General features: G+C 68.5%; 13 protein-coding genes. 5 read left to right on the top strand and 8 right to left on the bottom strand.

Features of this window, described 5'->3' with window-relative positions; all coding sequences use genetic code 11:
• Positions 1 to 33: 33 nt before the first annotated feature.
• From imuA to N5C88_RS28380, 3 genes are read left to right on the top strand one after another with little or no spacing between them, the layout of a single operon-like run.
• Positions 34 to 738 carry a translesion DNA synthesis-associated protein ImuA gene (imuA, locus tag N5C88_RS28390; RefSeq protein ID WP_059380011.1) on the top strand — a complete coding sequence of 235 codons (705 nt, stop codon included), beginning with the start codon at positions 34 to 36 and terminating at the stop codon, positions 736 to 738.
• Positions 668 to 2137, top strand: a complete 1470-nt coding sequence (locus N5C88_RS28385; RefSeq protein WP_059380010.1) for a DNA polymerase Y family protein — start codon at positions 668 to 670, stop codon at positions 2135 to 2137. Before imuA ends, N5C88_RS28385 begins: the two co-directional genes overlap by 71 nt.
• 6 nt (positions 2138 to 2143) lie before the next feature.
• Entirely contained in the window at positions 2144 to 5365 is a 3222-nt protein-coding gene (locus N5C88_RS28380) for an error-prone DNA polymerase (protein WP_280016686.1), read from the top strand.
• 16 nt (positions 5366 to 5381) lie between these two features.
• Here the strand turns inward: N5C88_RS28380 and N5C88_RS28375 are convergent, their stop codons facing one another.
• On the bottom strand, positions 5382 to 6668 hold the full coding sequence (locus N5C88_RS28375; protein ID WP_280016685.1) for an SGNH/GDSL hydrolase family protein: 1287 nt from the start codon (positions 6666 to 6668) through the stop codon (positions 5382 to 5384).
• A 101-nt stretch (positions 6669 to 6769) separates the two neighbouring features.
• On the opposite strand from N5C88_RS28375, the gene N5C88_RS28370 reads away from it, so the two are divergent.
• Complete coding sequence (locus tag N5C88_RS28370) at positions 6770 to 7675, top strand: LysR family transcriptional regulator (protein WP_280016684.1); 906 nt, start codon at positions 6770 to 6772, stop codon at positions 7673 to 7675.
• On the opposite strand, the gene N5C88_RS28365 is transcribed toward N5C88_RS28370, so the two are convergent.
• The 6 genes from N5C88_RS28365 to N5C88_RS28340 all read right to left on the bottom strand — a co-directional run bounded on the left by N5C88_RS28365 (position 7672) and on the right by N5C88_RS28340 (position 14691).
• Complete coding sequence (locus tag N5C88_RS28365; RefSeq protein ID WP_280016683.1) at positions 7672 to 8820, bottom strand: YgeY family selenium metabolism-linked hydrolase; 1149 nt, start codon at positions 8818 to 8820, stop codon at positions 7672 to 7674. The genes N5C88_RS28370 and N5C88_RS28365 overlap by 4 nt on opposite strands.
• Before the next feature lie 51 nt (positions 8821 to 8871).
• A complete protein-coding gene (locus tag N5C88_RS28360; protein ID WP_088140813.1) occupies positions 8872 to 10203 on the bottom strand; it encodes an MFS transporter in 1332 nt (443 codons plus the stop codon).
• Positions 10204 to 10350: 147 nt separating this feature from the next.
• Positions 10351 to 11304, bottom strand: a complete 954-nt coding sequence (locus N5C88_RS28355) for an N-carbamoyl-D-amino-acid hydrolase (RefSeq protein WP_280016682.1) — start codon at positions 11302 to 11304, stop codon at positions 10351 to 10353.
• 18 nt (positions 11305 to 11322) lie between these two features.
• Positions 11323 to 12579 carry a M20 family metallo-hydrolase gene (locus tag N5C88_RS28350; protein ID WP_280016681.1) on the bottom strand — a complete coding sequence of 419 codons (1257 nt, stop codon included), beginning with the start codon at positions 12577 to 12579 and terminating at the stop codon, positions 11323 to 11325.
• On the bottom strand, positions 12576 to 13823 hold the full coding sequence (locus N5C88_RS28345) for a diaminopropionate ammonia-lyase (protein ID WP_280016680.1): 1248 nt from the start codon (positions 13821 to 13823) through the stop codon (positions 12576 to 12578). Before N5C88_RS28345 ends, N5C88_RS28350 begins: the two co-directional genes overlap by 4 nt.
• A gap of 19 nt (positions 13824 to 13842) precedes the next feature.
• Positions 13843 to 14691, bottom strand: coding sequence for a MurR/RpiR family transcriptional regulator (locus tag N5C88_RS28340; RefSeq protein ID WP_082400960.1), 849 nt, complete (start codon positions 14689 to 14691; stop codon positions 13843 to 13845).
• A 188-nt stretch (positions 14692 to 14879) separates the two neighbouring features.
• On the opposite strand from N5C88_RS28340, the gene N5C88_RS28335 reads away from it, so the two are divergent.
• Positions 14880 to 15266: an I78 family peptidase inhibitor gene (locus tag N5C88_RS28335; RefSeq protein WP_059380390.1), complete on the top strand. Its 387-nt coding sequence runs from the start codon at positions 14880 to 14882 to the stop codon at positions 15264 to 15266.
• A gap of 37 nt (positions 15267 to 15303) precedes the next feature.
• Here N5C88_RS28335 and N5C88_RS28330 read toward each other — a convergent pair whose 3' ends face one another.
• Positions 15304 to 16269, bottom strand: a complete 966-nt coding sequence (locus N5C88_RS28330) for a LysR family transcriptional regulator (RefSeq protein WP_280016679.1) — start codon at positions 16267 to 16269, stop codon at positions 15304 to 15306.
• Positions 16270 to 16280 lie beyond the last annotated feature (11 nt).

Genomic DNA, 16280 nt, shown 5'->3' with positions numbered 1-16280 from the left:
ACCCCGGGTCCCCGCAAGCCGGAACCGATCGCCATGCAGTCCCCAGAACGTATCCATCCCGCGTTGTGGCGCGCCACCCAGTTGGCTCAAGGCGCCGCCCGCACCCTGCCCACCGGGCATGCCGCGCTTTCGCCCGAGCTGCCGGACGGCGGCTGGCCGCTGGGTTCGCTGACCGAACTGCTGGTGCCGCACCCCGGCATCGGCGAAATCCGCCTGCTGCGTCCGGCGCTGGCCCAGCTGGAAACCCGCCGCGCCATCGCGCTGGTGCAGCCGCCGCACGCGCCCCACATCGCCAGCTGGATGAGCTGGCGGCTGGATCCGCGCCAATTGCTCTGGGTGGCGCCGGAAAAACCCGTGGACGCGCTTTGGGCCGCCGAACAGATCCTGAAGAACGGCAGCTGCGGCGCCCTGATCTGCTGGCTGCCCCATGTGCGCCCCGAATCCCTGCGCCGCCTGCACCTGGCCGCCCAGGCCAGCGACCTGCTGTTCATCGCGGTGCGCCCCAGCAGCGCGGCGCAAAACGCCACGCCCGCGCCCTTGCGGCTGGCGCTCGCGCCGGCCGCGGGCGGCTTGTCCGTCCACATCCTGAAGCGCCGCGGGCCCGCCTGCGATACGCCGCTATACGTGGGCCTGGAACCGGGCGCCACCACACCTGTTTCTCCCCGCCATGCGCCTCTGGATCGCCGCCTTCCTGCGCTGCCTGCCGCTGGACGCACTGCGCCCGCACTGGCCGCTTGAGGGGCAGGCGTTCGCGGTCCTGGAACAGGAACGCGTCGCCGCCCTGACGCCCGCCGCCCGCCGCGCCGGGGTCAAGCCGGGCATGCGCCGCGCGGGCGCGGCCGCCATCGCCCCCGAGGTCGAGCTGCTGCCCCGCGATGTCCTGGCCGAGTCCGAAGCCTTGCAGGGCGCGGCGCTGGCGCTGCTGCAATACACACCCGAAATCGCCCTGGCCGACGGCGACACGTTGCTGCTGAACGTAAGCGCCAGCCTGATGCTCTTCCGCGGTCCGAAGGCGCTGCACCGGCGGGTCGCCGCCACCTTGCGCGCCCTGGACCTGCGCGTCTCGCTAGGCATGGCGCCGACCGCCGCCGGCGCCTGGCTGCTGGCGCGCAGCCCCGGCCGGCGCGCACCCCGGCGCACCCTGACGCTGCCCACGCTGACCCGGCGGCTGGACGCACTGCCGCTGGCCCTGCTGCCGCAGGCGCAGGCCCGCCGCGACTGGCTCGACGACATCGGCTGCCATACCCTGGCGGACCTGCGCGCCCTGCCGCGCGCGGGCCTGCAGCGGCGCAGCGCGCCCGAACTGCTGCAGGCCCTGGACGCCGCCTACGGCCTGGCGCCCGAGCTCCACCGCTGGATCGAGCCGCCGCACCAGTTCTCGCGCCGCATCGAACTCACCGACTACGTCGAGCACACCGACGCGGTGCTGGCGGTGGCGCGCCGGCTGGCCGAACAGCTGGGCGGCTGGCTCAGCGCCCGGCAACTGGCGGTGCGCCGCGTGGTGCTCAGCATGGAACACGAACGCGGCCGCCACGCCCGGCCGCCCACCGAACTGGAACTGGCCCTGGCCCAGCCGGTCTGGCAGGCGCCGCAGATCCTCCACCTGCTGCGGGAAAAGCTGGCCCGCTTCACGCTGGAAGCGCCCGTGATCGCCGTGGCGCTGCTGGCGCCCGACACGGTGGAACAGCCCGCCGCCAGCACTACCTTGTTCCCCGAGCCCGGCGGCACGCCCGCCGACCATGCCCGGCTGCTGGACCTGCTGGTGGCGCGGCTGGGCCGCGACCAGGTGCGCCACGCCCACCCGGTTCCCGACCACCGCCCCGAGGCCGCCAACGCCTGGGGCGACGCGCTGTCGCCGCCCCAACGTCCCGCGCCCCTGCCCGCCCTGCTGGACCGCCCCTTCTGGCTGCTGGACCCGCCGCTCCCCTTGAAGCTTTCCGGCCACCGGCCGCAATACGGCGGCCAGGCGCTGCGCCTGATGCGCGGCCCCGAACGCATCGAAAGCGGCTGGTGGGACCCGGCCCTGACGGTGCGCGACTATTTCGTCGCCGAGGACGCCGCCGCCGCGCGCTACTGGATCTACCGCGAGCGCGACGACGAGCACGCCCGCTGGTTCCTGCATGGGCTCTACGCCTGAAGCGTCATGCGCATGGACGACGACACCCCCGGCCTCCTGGCGCAGCTGCCCGGTTACGCCGAGCTGCAATGCCAGTCCAATTTCTCTTTCCTGCAGGGCGCTTCGCACCCCGAGGAACTGGTCGAACGCGCCGCCGAACTGGGCTACGCCGCGCTCGCCATCACCGACGAATGCTCGCTGGCGGGCGTGGTCCGCGCCCACGTCGAAGCCAAGACCCGCAAGCTGCCGCTCATCATCGGCGCCACCTTCCAACTGCGCGCCGCGCCCGACGCCGCGCCGCTGGGCCTGACCCTGCTGGCGCAGACGCGCGAGGGCTACGGCAACCTGTCCGAACTGATCACCCTGGCCCGCACCCGCGCCCCCAAGGGCGAATACCAGCTGGCGCCCGAAGACCTTACCCACCCGCCCGCGGGCCACGCCCATCTGCGCCACCTGCCCGAATGCCTGGCCATCCTGAGCCCCGCCTACGGCACCGACGCCGACCGCATGGCCGAGCAGGCGCGCTGGCTGGCGCGCGTCTTCCCCCACCGCGCCTGGGTCGGACTGACCCTGCTGCACCGCTCGCGCGACGACCTGCACCGCGCCGCGGTCGAACACGCCGCGCAGGCCGCGGAACTGCCCATCGTGGCGCTGGGCCAGGTGCAGATGCACCTGCGCTCGCGCAAACCGCTGCACGACACGCTGACCGGCATTCGCACCCGCCAGCCCGTATCGCAGTGCGGCTACGAACTGTCCGGCAACGCCGAACAGCACCTGCGCACGCGCATGCGCCTGGCCAACCTGTACCCGCCGCAAGCGCTGGCCCAGACGCTGGCCATAGCCCGCCGCTGCGCCTTCTCATTGGACGAGCTGCGCTACGAATACCCGGACGAGATCATTCCGCGCGGCCACACGCCGGCCACCTATCTGCGCCAGGAAACCCTGGCCGGGGCCGCCCGCCGCTTTCCTTCCGGCACGCCGGACAGCGTCACCACGCAGATCGAAAAAGAGCTGGCGCTGATCACCGACCTGCACTACGAAGCCTATTTCCTCACGGTCTACGACATCGTCCAGTACGCCCGCGGCGAAGGCATTCTGTGCCAGGGCCGCGGGTCCGCCGCCAACTCCGCGGTCTGCTACTGCCTGGGCATCACCGAAGTGGATCCGGTGCGCGGCAACAACCTGTTCGAACGCTTCATCAGCAAGGAACGCAACGAGCCGCCCGACATCGACGTGGACTTCGAGCACCAGCGCCGCGAAGAAGTCATCCAGTACATCTACCGCAAATACGGCCGCGAACGCGCCGCGCTCACCGCCGTGGTCATTTCCTACCGGCCGCGCAGCGTGCTGCGCGATACCGGCTGCGCGCTGGGCGTGGACGCGGGCGTCATCGACGCCGTGGCGCGCGCCCACCAATGGTGGGACGGCAAGAAAGAAATGCTGCGCACGCTGGGCGCCTGCGGACTGGACCCCGAATCGCAGGTGGCGCGGCAGTGGGCGGCGCTGGCGCAGACCCTGATGGGCTTTCCGCGCCACCTGTCGCAGCATCCCGGCGGCTTCGTGATTTCACGCGGCAAGCTGTCGCGCCTGGTGCCCATCGAAAACGCCGCCATGGCGGACCGCAGCGTCGTGCAATGGGACAAGGACGACCTGGACGCGCTGGGCCTGCTGAAAGTGGACGTGCTGGCGCTGGGCATGCTGTCGGCACTGCGTCGCACGCTGGAACTGGCCGGCCAGCGCCGCGGCCAGCCCTTGCGGCTGCAGGACATTCCCCCCAGCGACGCGCCCACCTACGACATGATCTGCGACGCCGACACCGTAGGCGTGTTCCAGATCGAATCCCGCGCCCAGATGACCATGCTGCCGCGCCTGCGTCCGCGCGAATACTACGACCTGGTGGTGCAGGTGGCCATCGTGCGCCCAGGCCCGATCCAGGGCGGCATGGTCCATCCCTACCTGCGCCGCCGCCAGGGCAAGGAGCCCGAAACCTATCCCAGCGAAAAAGTGCGCGGCGTGCTCAGCCGCACCATGGGCGTGCCCATCTTCCAGGAACAGGTCATGCAGATCGCCGTGGTGGCCGCGGGCTTCACGCCGGGCGAATCCGACCAGTTGCGCCGCTCCATGGCAGCCTGGAAGCGCAAGGGCGGCGTGGACAAGTACCGTACCAAGCTGGTCGGCGGCCTGCTGGCCCACGGCTACAAACTGGATTTCGCCGAGGCGCTGTTCCGCCAGATCGAAGGCTTCGGCGAATACGGTTTCCCCGAAAGCCATGCCGCCAGCTTCGCGCTGCTGGCGTACGCCAGTTCGTGGCTCAAGCGGCACGAGCCCGAAGCCTTCCTGGCCGCCCTGCTCAACTCCCAGCCCATGGGCTTCTACGCCCCCGCGCAACTGGTGCAGGACGCCCGCCGCCACGGCGTTTGCGTGCTGCCGCCGGACGTGACGGTCAGCGGCTGGAACTCGGCCCTGGAAACCCTGCCCGAAGGCCACCCCGGCGCCCGCCGGACCGCGCATCCGCACGCGCCCGCCACCGACGGCTCCCGCCCCGCCGTCAGGCTGGGGCTGAGCCTGATCCAGGGCATGCGCGAGGACGCCGCCCGGCGCATCGAAGACGCGCGCGCCGCCGCGCCCTTTGCCGACACCGGCGACCTGGCCCGCCGCGCCGCGCTCACCCGCCATGACCTCAACGCGCTGGCGGCCGGCGACGCCCTGCGCACCCTGGCCGGCCATCGCCGCCAGGCCAGCTGGGAAGCGGCCGCCAGCGTGCAGAGCCGCGACCTGCTGCGCGACGCCGCCATCCAGGAAACCCAGGCGCCGCAATTGTCCGCCCCTTCCGAAGGCCAGACCGTGGCGGCCGACTACCGCAGCGTGGGCCTGACGCTGCGCAGCCACCCCGTGGCCTTGCTGCGCCCCCAGCTCGCGGCGCGCAACTTCCAGCCCGCCTCGGTGCTCAACGGCTACCCCGACAAGCGCGTCGCGCGCGCCTGCGGCATCGTCACCGTGCGCCAGCGCCCGCAGACTGCCAAGGGGGTGATCTTCGTCACCCTGGAAGACGAGACCGGTCCCGTCAACGTGGTCGTGCGTACGGAACTCATCGAACGCCAGCGCCGCGAATTGCTGGGGGCCTCGCTGCTGGGCGTCTACGGGTCCTGGCAAAGCGTGGACGGCGTGCGCCACCTGATCGCGCAACGGCTGGTGGACCTGTCCGAGCTGCTGGGCGACTTGAACACCCAGAGCCGCAATTTCCACTAACCGTCCCGGACGCTTCTCAATCGCCGAACAGCGTGGCCATATCCAAGGCCTGCGCCATGGCCTGGTAGCCGGCATCGTTGGGATGCAGGTTGTCGCCCGAGTCATACGCGGGCAGCAGCCGCGCCGGATGCGCCGGATCGCGCAGCACCGCGTCAAAATCCACCACCGCGTCGAACACGCCGCTTTCGCGGATCCAGCGGTTCACCTCCCGCCGCACCGCGTCCTTGGCCGGGTTGTAGTGGCCCGACAACGGCGTGCCATGCAGCGAACCTTCATACGGCGCAATGGTGCCGCCCACGATGCGCACGCCGCGCAGGCGGGCGGCCTCCGCCAGCTGCCGGTAGCCCTCGGTCAATCTTGCGGCCGTCATGGGCGCGTCCGCCGGCGCGAAGCCGCTGTCCGGCCAGCCGATGTCATTGATGCCCATCATCATCACCACCGTGCGCACGCCCGGCTGCGACAGCACGTCGGCATCGAAGCGCGCCATCGCGTTCACCCCCATCTTGTCGCCCCAGACCCGCGCGCCCGAAATGCCTGCATTGGCCACGCCCATGCCCTGCGGGGCCAGGCGGCGCGCCAGGAAATCCGGCCAGCGGCGGTTGGCCCCCGGCGTCGAGCCGTTGCCATCGGTCAGGGAATCCCCAAACGCCACCACCACCGGCGCGCGCGACGGGCTTTCGACCCAGATCCCCGCCAGGAAGGCCCGGCCTTGCAGCGCCTGCGCATCAGGCAGCTCCGCCGCCACCGTGGCATCGCCCCGGACCAGGGCGCCGGTCTGCTGCGCCCCCCAATGGAAGGTCGTCACCGGCGTCGCCTGGGGGAAGTAAAGGCTGACGGCCAGTTCGGCCAGCGCGGATACCGGCAGGTCCACGGGATCGCTGACCACCTGCGCCCCCGGCGCCACCGTCACGCTCGGCCGACCGCCAAAGGCCAGCCCGCGGCTGGACGCCGGACGGATCTTGGACTGGCCCGAGGCCAGCGCCACGCTGGCCGCCCCGATCTCCAGGGGCTGCGTGCCATAGCGGTTGGACAACACCACCCGCAAGCGCGGTCCGCCCACGCTGAGCATCAAGGTCTGGCGCAGAGTCTGGCCGCGCAATTCGGCCGGCATTTCCGTGGGCAGCACGAAGGAATCCTCCCACAGCGGTTGCGGGCTGGCGAACCAGGAACTGACCCAGTTGGAACGCGCGGCATCGGCTTGAACAGAAGGCCGCGCCGCGATGGCGGCGGACGGGGCCAGGACCGCAAGGCCGCCGGCCAACGCAACGGCCGAAACCAGGGAATGAAGATTGAAGCGATTCATGACGACTCCAGAAAAAGAGAAAGTGACGTCACGATAGGTTCTTCTCAATTCCACCGGTAGAACCCTAAACTGCATACCACTTCTTCCAAAAAGGAATGACCATGGACACCCTGCGCGCCATGCGGGCCTTCGTCCGCGCCGTGGAGCTGGGCACCCTGTCGGCCGTCGCCCGCGAACAAGCGCTGAGCCAGCCTGCCCTGAGCAAGATCGTCGCCGCGCTGGAAAAGGACCTGAACGTGCGGCTGCTGGAACGCAGCACCACGCGCGTCGTGCCCACCGAACAAGGCAAACGCTTCTACGAACGCGCCACCCGCGTGCTGGAGGAATACTCCGAGGCCGTCGCCGACGCCCGCGGCCAGACCGAAAAGCCCGCCGGTTTCCTGCGCATCAACGCGCCCGTGGCGCTGGGCCAGTTCCGCCTGAACGCGCTGGTCCGCGAATTCCTGGACGAATATCCCGACATCCAGGTCGAACTGATCCTGAACGACCGGTTCGTGGACCTGGTGGAAGAAGGCGTGGACGTGGCGCTGCGCCTGGGCGGCAACCTGCCGCCCAACGCCATCGCCCGCAAGGCGGCCATGTCGCCGCGCTACCTGGTGGCCGCCCCCTCCTACCTGGCACAGCGCGGCAAGCCCCGCGCGCCCCGCGATCTGGCCGCGCACGAGTACGTGCGCTTTGCCTGGCTGGCTGCCGGCGACACCCTGGAACTGCACCAGGGCGCCACCCTCGCCACGGTCCAGACCCAAGGGCGCTTCCGTGTCAACAACGCCCTGGCCATCCGCGAAAGCCTGGCCATGGGCGCCGGCATCGGACTCTGCCCTGCCTGGCTGGTGCAGGACCTGATCGCCAGCGGTGAACTGCTGCGCGTCCTGCCCAAATGGAGCGCCACGCCGCAGGAGGCTTTCCTCATCTACCCGTCGCGCCGCTACCAGTCGCTGCGGGCACGGCTGTTGATCGACTTCCTCAATGACCGGCTGGCGCGCCTGCCCGGCATGCAAACGCCCTAACCGCAGACGGCGCGCACCAGATTCCGGTAGATGTCGCGCGCGCCTTCCAACTGCTCCAACGCGATGGACTCGTCGATCGTGTGCGCATCTTCCTCGTTGCCCGGCCCCAACCCTATCGTCGGAATGCCGCGGCGTCCGGCCGATTCCGAGCCATTGGTGCAGAACGCCCAACTGCCCACCACCGGATCCCGGCCGCTGGCGCTGACGGCCGCGCGCGCAGCCTGCAATAACCCGGCCTCCGCATCGCAACGCCAAGCCGGCAACCAGCGCGGCGGCGTGGCGTGCTGCCCGGTATAGGTCGCCACTTGATCCTCGCTGACCTGCAGGGTGAAATCGGACAAGCCATGGGCCGCCAGATGCGCGCGGATCTGCGCCAGCACATCCTCCAGGCGTTCGCCCGACACGGTACGCCGGTCAAAGCGTATCGTCGTCGAAATCGGAATCATGGAGATCGACGGATAGGGATGCGACACGATGTCCGTCGGCACCAGCAGCGCTTGGCCCAGCACCTCGTCATGCGGCAGCGACAGGCTCTCCAGCGCGTTCAGCGCCCGGGCCGCCGCGTGCAGGGGATTGACACCGATATGCGGCGTCGCCGCGTGCGCCGGCTTACCGTGGAAAGTCAGCAGCAGTTCCACCCGCCCCTTCTGGCCGGCCTTGATCTGCAGCTTGGAGGGCTCGCAGATGACGACCGCCTGCGGCGTGCAGATGTCCAGCACCGAAGCCAGCGCATGCCCTTCGATGACTTCCTCCAGCACGCTGGCCGACACCGCCACGCGGCGCTTCAAGCCGTCCCGCGCCGCCTGCGCCACGCCGCAGATCGCCGCCGCGATGCCGCCCTTCATGTCGGTGCTGCCGCGCCCATACAGCCGGCCATCCCGGATCTCGGCGCCGAACGGATCGAAGCGCCAGTCGCCCGCCACCGGCACCACGTCCATGTGTCCGTCGAACAGCAAGGCCACGTCCGCGTCCGCGGGGCCGATCAGCCCCAGCACCGAGCCATTGCCATCGGTCGTGACCGAACTGAAACCCGCCTCGCGCATCGTCGCGGCCATCAGCGCCGCCATCTCGCCTTCCTTGCCGGAAAGGCTGGGAATACGCACCATGGCCTGGGTCAACGCAACTACGTCCAGAGTCATCATCATTCCTGTCTGAAAGTGGCGGGCGCGGCGCGCCCGCCGATGTAGAGAAGCCGCCTAGCGGTTGACCAGGCTCTTCGGCACGCGGTACACCAGCACCGCCCCGATCAGCGTGAAGCTGGCCAGGAAGTACATGCCCCAATCCGTCGAGCCGGTCAGGTCCTTGATCCAGCCGATCGCATACGGGCTGACAAAGGCCGCCAAGCCGGCGAAGGAATTGATCCCGGCTATGCCCGCCGCCGCGCTCTTGCCTTCCAGGAACGCCGTCGGCAGGCTCCAGAACAAGGGCGAGCACACCATGCAGCCGGCGGCCGCCACCGACAGCATGGCCACGGCCAGCATCGGGTTATGGCTGAACAGCGTGCTCAGCGCCAGGCCCGTCCCGCCCACCAGAAACGGCACGATCATGTGCCAGCGGCGCTCCCGCACCGCGTCCGAATGGCGGCACACCAGCACCATCGAGATCACCGCGCAGACGTTCGGCACCGCCGTCAACAGGCCGATGTCCAGCAGCGACACCACGCCGGTCGAACGGATTACCGACGGAATCCAGAACGCCAGGCCCGACAAGCTGGACACCGTGCAATAGCAGATCAGCGCCATATGCACGACGCGCCTGTCCTTGAGCAAGGTCAGCATGGACACGTGCTCGGTCTTGGCGGTCTTCTCGCTCTGCAGGTTCTGGCCCAGCCGCGACTTCTCCGCGGGCGACAGCCAGCGCGCGTCGTCGATGCGGTCATCCAGGTACCAGAACACCGCCAGGCCCAGCAGCACCGAAGGAATCGCCTCGATGATGAACATCCACTGCCAGCCGGCCATGCCGTGCGTGTCATGGAACGCCTCCATCACCCAGCCCGACAGCGGCCCGCCCAGGATGCCGGCAAACGGCACCGCCGTCATGAACACCGCCACGATCTGCCCGCGCCGGTTCGACGGAAACCAATAGGTCAGGTACAGGATGATGCCGGGATAGAACCCGGCCTCGGCCGCCCCCAGCAGGAAGCGCAGGATGTAGAACTGCGTCGGCGTCTGCGTCAGGGCCATGGCGGCCGAGATGATGCCCCACAGGATCATGATGCGCGCCAGCGTCTTCTTCGCGCCGATGCGGTGCATCAGCACATTGCTCGGCACCTCGAACAGGAAATAGCCGATGAAGAAAATGCCCGCGCCCAGGCCGTACACCGTTTCGCTGAACTTCAGGTCGTCCAGCATCTGCAGCTTGGCAAAGCCGACGTTCACCCGGTCCAGGAACGCCGCGATGTAGCACACCATCAAGAACGGCAGCAGCCGCCACGCCACCTTCCGATACAGCGCATCATCCCGCGCCGCCAGGGGATCCTTGTCTGCGGCAACCGGAGGCGCCGCAATGCTCTCGACTGACTGGTCCATATTTTCACCTTGGGGTCTGTATTTTTTTAGGCCGAACGCTCCCCTGCAGGCGCTCGGGGCGCCCGCATGCTGTTTTTTATGGGAAGGGAACGTCCGGGCCGGTTATGCGGACGGTCTATCGACCGTCCGCGCTGGCCGCGCCGCAGGTCAGGCGGTTACCGCCGCCTCCGGCGCAGGTTCCACCGCGCCTCTGCGTTCCGTGATCAGGCCGTAAGCCTCGGGACGCCGGTGGCGGTCGAAATTGAAAGTCGTGCTCTTGTAGGACAGGCACAGATCCAGGTCGCAGCGCGCGATCGCCAGCTCATCGCCCTTGGTCGAGCAGGCGGCGACGATCTCGCCCGACGGCGCGATGATGCAGCTGCCGCCTATCATCTCGCAGCCCTCTTCCTTGCCGGCCTTGGCCACGCCCACCACCCAGGTACCGTTCTGATAGGCGCCCGCCTGCATCACCAGATGGTTGTGGAACATGGACAGGTCGTCGTGCTCGGGCGCCGGCGGGTTGTGCACCGGCGTGTTGTAGCCCAGCAGGATCATTTCCGCGCCTTGCAAGCCCATGACCCGATAGGTCTCGGACCAGCGGCGGTCATTGCACAAGGCCATGCCCATCACGCCGCCAAAGCCGCGCCAGACGTCGAACGAGTCGCCCGGCTCGAAGTAGTGCTTTTCCAGGTGCTGGAAAGCGCGCCACGGCTCGTGCTCGGCATGCCCGGGCAAATGCACCTTGCGGTACTTGCCGATGATGTCGCCGTTCTGGTTCACCAGGATCGACGTGTTGAAGCGGCGCTTGACGCCCTGCTCCACCGCCAGCTCCGCATAGCCCAGGTAAAAGCCTATGCCCAGCTTGCGCGCGGTCTCGAACAGCACCCGGGTCTGCGGACCGGGCATCTCGCTTTCATAGAACGCGTCGATCTCGGCCGGATCTTCCATGTACCAGCGCGGAAAGAAAGTCGTCAGCGCCAGCTCCGGGAAAACCACCAGCTGGCAGCCCATGGCATGGGCCTGGCGCAGATGCGCGAGCAGGCGCTCGATGACGTCGCGACGCGTGTCGCTGCGCTGGATCGGCCCCAACTGCGCGGCCGCGACATTGATGATGCGTGACATGTTCAGTCTCCTACGGTTTCATTGTTCTGCGAGTTCGAGCATCAGTTCCAGCAACACGCCGGCGCCCGCCTCGATATCCTGGTCCTGCGTGAATTCGGCGACGTTGTGCGACAGCCCGCCCACGCTGGGCACGAACACCATGCCCGTCGGGCACATGCGCGCCAGCATCTGGGCATCGTGCCCGGCGCCGCTGGGCAGCCGCCGCACGCGGTGCCCGCGGCTGCGGGCGATGTCCTCGACCCGGCCGACGATGGCCTCGTCGAACGCCACCGGCGCAAAATCGGCCAGCACCCGATGGCTCAGCTCCACCCCTTCATCCGCAGCAACCTGCGCCGCATACGTCATGCAGCGTGCGATCGCCTCCTGCAAGGCCGCGCCGTCGGTGTTGCGCAGGTCCAGCGTGAAGGTCGCGCGGTTGGGGATGACGTTGATCAGGTTGGGAAACAGATTCACCTGCCCCACAGTCGCCAACTGGCCCGCCCCGAACTCGACGGTCAGATCCCGCGCAAAGCACGCGATGCGCGCCGCCACGATGCCGGCGTCATGGCGCAACGCCATCGGCGTGGTGCCGGCATGGTTGGACACCCCGCGCACGGTGAACTCGATCCAGTGGATGCCCTGCACGCCCGTCACCGCGCCGATGGTGTAGCCCTCATGTTCCAGCACCGGCCCCTGCTCCACATGCAGTTCGACAAAGGCATGCACCTGGTTATTGCCTACCGGGGCCGTCCCGGCATAGCCGATGCGGGCCAGGTTCTCACCCACCGAGGTGCCGTCTATGCCGACCGTGGCCAGCGCGTCCTCCAGCGCCAGGTCGCCCTGGAACACCAGGCTGCCCATCATGTCCGGCGCAAAGCGCGCGCCTTCCTCGTTGGTGAAGAACGCCACCGCTATCGGCCTTTCAGTGACCACGCCCGCGTCGTTCAACGCCGCCACCACTTCCAGCCCCGCCAGCACCCCCAGGTTGCCGTCATAGCGGCCGCCGGTGCGCACCGTGTCGATGTGCGACCCCGTCATCACGGGCGGACCGGCCTTGCGCCCGGCCCGCAGGCCCACCACATTGCCGATGCCGTCCACCGTCACGGCCAGGCCCAGTTCGCGCATCCACTGCACCACCAGGTCGCGTCCCTGCCGGTCCGCGTCCGTCAGCGCCAGGCGGCACACGCCGCCGCCCTCGATGGCGCCGACCTGCGCCAGATCGGCGATGCGGCGCAACAGGCGGGCGCCATCGATCCGCACGGCCTCGCGGCCGGCCTCAAGCGTGACGCCAGTCATGCCATGGCCTCGGCTTCGACTTCGGCGGCGCTCCGGCCGACGATGCGTTGATACAGTTCCGGGTCGGTCGCCCCTTCGCTGCCGAACACCAGCACGCGGCTGTCAGCGTCCAGGCCCAGCGCATCGCGCACCGCCGGATCGGCCAGCGCCGCCAGGCAGCCGGTCAGCCCCGCCACGGCCGACTCGCCCGCGACGATGGGCGCGTCGCCATACTTGCCGCTTGCCAGCAAACGCACCGTCTCCAGCGCCGCCTCGTCGTCAACCGTCAGGAAAGCCTGCGCGCCGGGATGCAGCACCTCCCACGCCAGCAGCGACACTTCCCCGCAGGCCAGCCCGGCCATTACGGTATCCAGATCGCCGTGCACCGCCACCGGCTTGCCGGCGCGGGCGCTCTCGTACAGGCAGGCCGCCTTGTCCGGCTCAACCACGATGAAACGCGGACGGCGCTCGCCCAATTGCTCCCAGAAATGCGCGCAGACCGCGGCGGCCAGCCCGCCCACGCCGCCCTGCAGGAACACGTGCGTCGGCAATTCGCCATCGCCCGCCTCGCGCAACTGGCGCAAGGCCTCGTCCGCCATCACGGCGTACCCCTGCATCACGTCCTTGGGCACCTCCATATAGCCGGGATACGACGTATCCGAGACCACATATCGCCCAAGCCGCGCCGCGTCTTGCGCCGCCTGGCGCACCGAGTCGTCGTAGTTCCCCGGCGTACGCACGACCTGCGCGCCGTATTGCTCGATCGCCCGCTTGCGGCCTTCGCTGACCGTCGCGTGGATGTAGATCACGCACTGGCAACCGAAGCGTTGCGCGCCCCAGGCCACCGAACGGCCGTGGTTGCCGTCCGTCGCGCAGGTCACCGTCATGGCCTGCGTCAGCTCCCGGTAGCGGCCGGACAGCAAGTCGTCCACCGACAGATCGTCGCGCCCCAGCTTGACCGCCAATTCCCGCAGCAATTGGCGGCTGACGGCATAGGCGCCGCCCAAGGCCTTGAAGCTGCCCAGCCCGAAGCGGCCGCCCTCGTCCTTGTACCGGATGCCCGCCACGCCCACGGCGCGCGCCAGGCCCGACAGATCGCGCAACGGCGTAGGCTGATAGCCGGGCCAGCGGCGGATCTGCGCCTCGGCCTGCGCATAGGCCTGGCCGCCCAGCACGTCCAGCTGCCGTTGGCCGTAAGGCGCGGCGGGTTCGAAGGCCGGATTGGGCGCGTACTGCAGCCGGACGTTCGGAATGGGATGGTTCAAGTCAGTCTCCTCTTGGAATTCAGCGATGCAAGTCGCCGTAGTGTTCGTGCAGGCGTTCTATGTTCTGCAGACGTTCGCGCGCGGCCGCCCCGAGTTTTCGGGCCAGGGCCGAGCACAGATGATTGATGACGCTGGTGGCCGCGACGTAGGAATCGAACACGGCCGCGCCGCTGTTCACGCATCGCAGCACCAGGTCCGAGCGCGCGGGCAATTCGGTGGCGGTGGGATCGGTCAACACCACGACCTTCGCGCCCACCCGGTTCGCATGTTCGACAATGGGCTTGAGCAGCGTGACGCGACGCCGGAAATCCATCACCAGCAGCACGTCGTCAGGCCCCAGATCAGCCAGATCCTCCGCCAGGTTCAAACCCGCGCCCGGCACCAGCGCGACCCCGTCGCGCAGCTGCGTCAGCAAGGCCCAGGCGTACTGCGCCAGCACCCGCCCATTGCGAAAGCCCGCAATGCAGATGCGGCGAGCGCCAGCGAACAGCTCGATGGCCCGCTCCACGTCGCGGCTGTCCAGGCGCTCGAAGGTCTGCGCCAGGTTCTGCAAGTCCGTGGCCAGATGCTCCGCCAACGCATCCCCCGTCGCGTCCGGCGGACGCACGCCCGCCATCTCGTACAGCGGAGACCCACGGTCGGCCTCGTCGCGCGCCTGCGCCCGCACCTCGTTGAAGTTCTCGTAGCCCAGGCGCCGGAAGAACCGCCCCGCCGTCGCCTTGGACACGCCCGCCTTCTGCGCCAGCTCGGCGCCCGAATAGGCCGCGATATTGCCCAGGCACTCCAGGGTCACGCTGGCCAACCGCTGCTCGCTGTCCGTGAAGCTGTCCTGCAGCGCGAGGATGCGCTCCTGCAACACCGAAGTCATGATGATCCCGTCTATGAAACTATGGTTTCAGAAATATATTCCCATGAAACTTTAGTGTCAATGCAAAATTTGGATCATCGAAGCCGCGCTCAGGAATGGCGCTTGCGGCCCTGCCCGGCGTCGGTCACAGCGCGCCCGCGCTGGTCTATCATGGCTTTTTTCAGACGTGTTGTTGTAAGGAGCGTTACATGATCCGAAAGCTGATCCCTTTCCTGCTGGTCGCCAGCCTGACCGCGTGCGCCAACACCGGCGCCCCGCGCTCATCCAGCGCGCCGGCAGCGTCCAGCTCCTCCAGCTCCTCGTCCGCTGCTGACGCCGGAACCAGCTATGGCGGGTCGTCCTACGGTTCTTCGTCGTCCATGGGCGGCGGCAAGACCTGCGACGCATCTTCGCTGCAATCCCAGATCGGCCAGAAAGCCACTGCGTCCGTGATGGAAGACCTGCGTACCCGCAGCGGCAGCAGCACTGCGCGCATGCTGCGTCCAGGGCAGTTGGTCACGATGGAGTACAACGCTACGCGCTTGAATTTGATCGTGGATGATAAGGACGTCATGACCGCGATTCGCTGCGGTTGATGACCAAAGGCGGGGCCGGTGCAACGCCGGCCCCGCGCTACGCCTGCGGCGGCCCGACCGCCGGCGGCACATGGGGCAGGAATGCCCCCGCCACCTCGAAAGCGCATTCCTCGCGCGCAATATCGATCACCCGGGCCACCACCGGGTTGACGATGTTCTTCTTGTGCACCGCGTAGTAATTGATCGTGGGCAGGTCGGGCTGCACGTCCAGCTGGCATAGCGCGCCGCGCTCCACCAGCGGCGCGAAATACGCACCCGGCAGATAGCTGATGCCCAGGCCCAGCATCGTCAGCTGCGCCATCATCCCCAAACTATTACAGGTCAGCACGCGCTTGACCGGCAGGCCCTGTTCCGCGAACCAGGCATCGTACAGATGCGACAAGGCCGAATTGGTGGGTTGCGAAATCACCGGATACGGCGCCAGGTCCTGCGGCGTCAGCTTCGCGGAAAAATCGATGTCCAGGGCCGGGCTGGCCATCCAGACGTTGGTGACCGCGCCCAGGTGCACGCAATCGTATTGGTAGCCCCAGAACGGGCCGGGCATGATGGCCAGGTCCAGTTCATCCTGCTCCAACCTTTCGTACAGCGTGATGCCGCCGTCGATCTCCGGCATCAGCTGCACGCGCGGATAGCGCAGGCTGATCTGGCTGATCAGCCGCGCCAGCCAGGTCATGCCCACCAGTTCCGTCACGCCCAGCCGCACCACGCCTTCGAAGCTGGCCGGATCGGCCATGTTCTGCACGATGCGGCTATTCAGGTCCAGCATCTCGCGCGCCAGCTCGTACAGCTTGCGGCCCTGCGCGGTCATGATCAGCTTCTTGGCGCGGCGCTCGAACAGCGGCGCGCCGGCGAAGGCTTCCAGTTCGCCCACCCGTTTGGCGACCGCCGACTGGGTGGTGTGCAATTTGCGGGAAGACGCGCTGAAGCTGCCCAGCTGGGAACTCCAGTAGAAAGCCTCTAGCTGTTTGAGGGTGTACATCGCGGCGGTCGATGCGAAGCGCATGGAAACCCTCA

The sequence above is a fragment of the Achromobacter sp. GD03932 genome (assembly GCF_029839485.1).
Lineage (GTDB): Bacteria > Pseudomonadota > Gammaproteobacteria > Burkholderiales > Burkholderiaceae_B > Achromobacter > Achromobacter bronchisepticus_A.
Note: the sequence above shows the minus strand (reverse complement) of the source record. Positions and strands in the feature narration are given on the sequence as shown.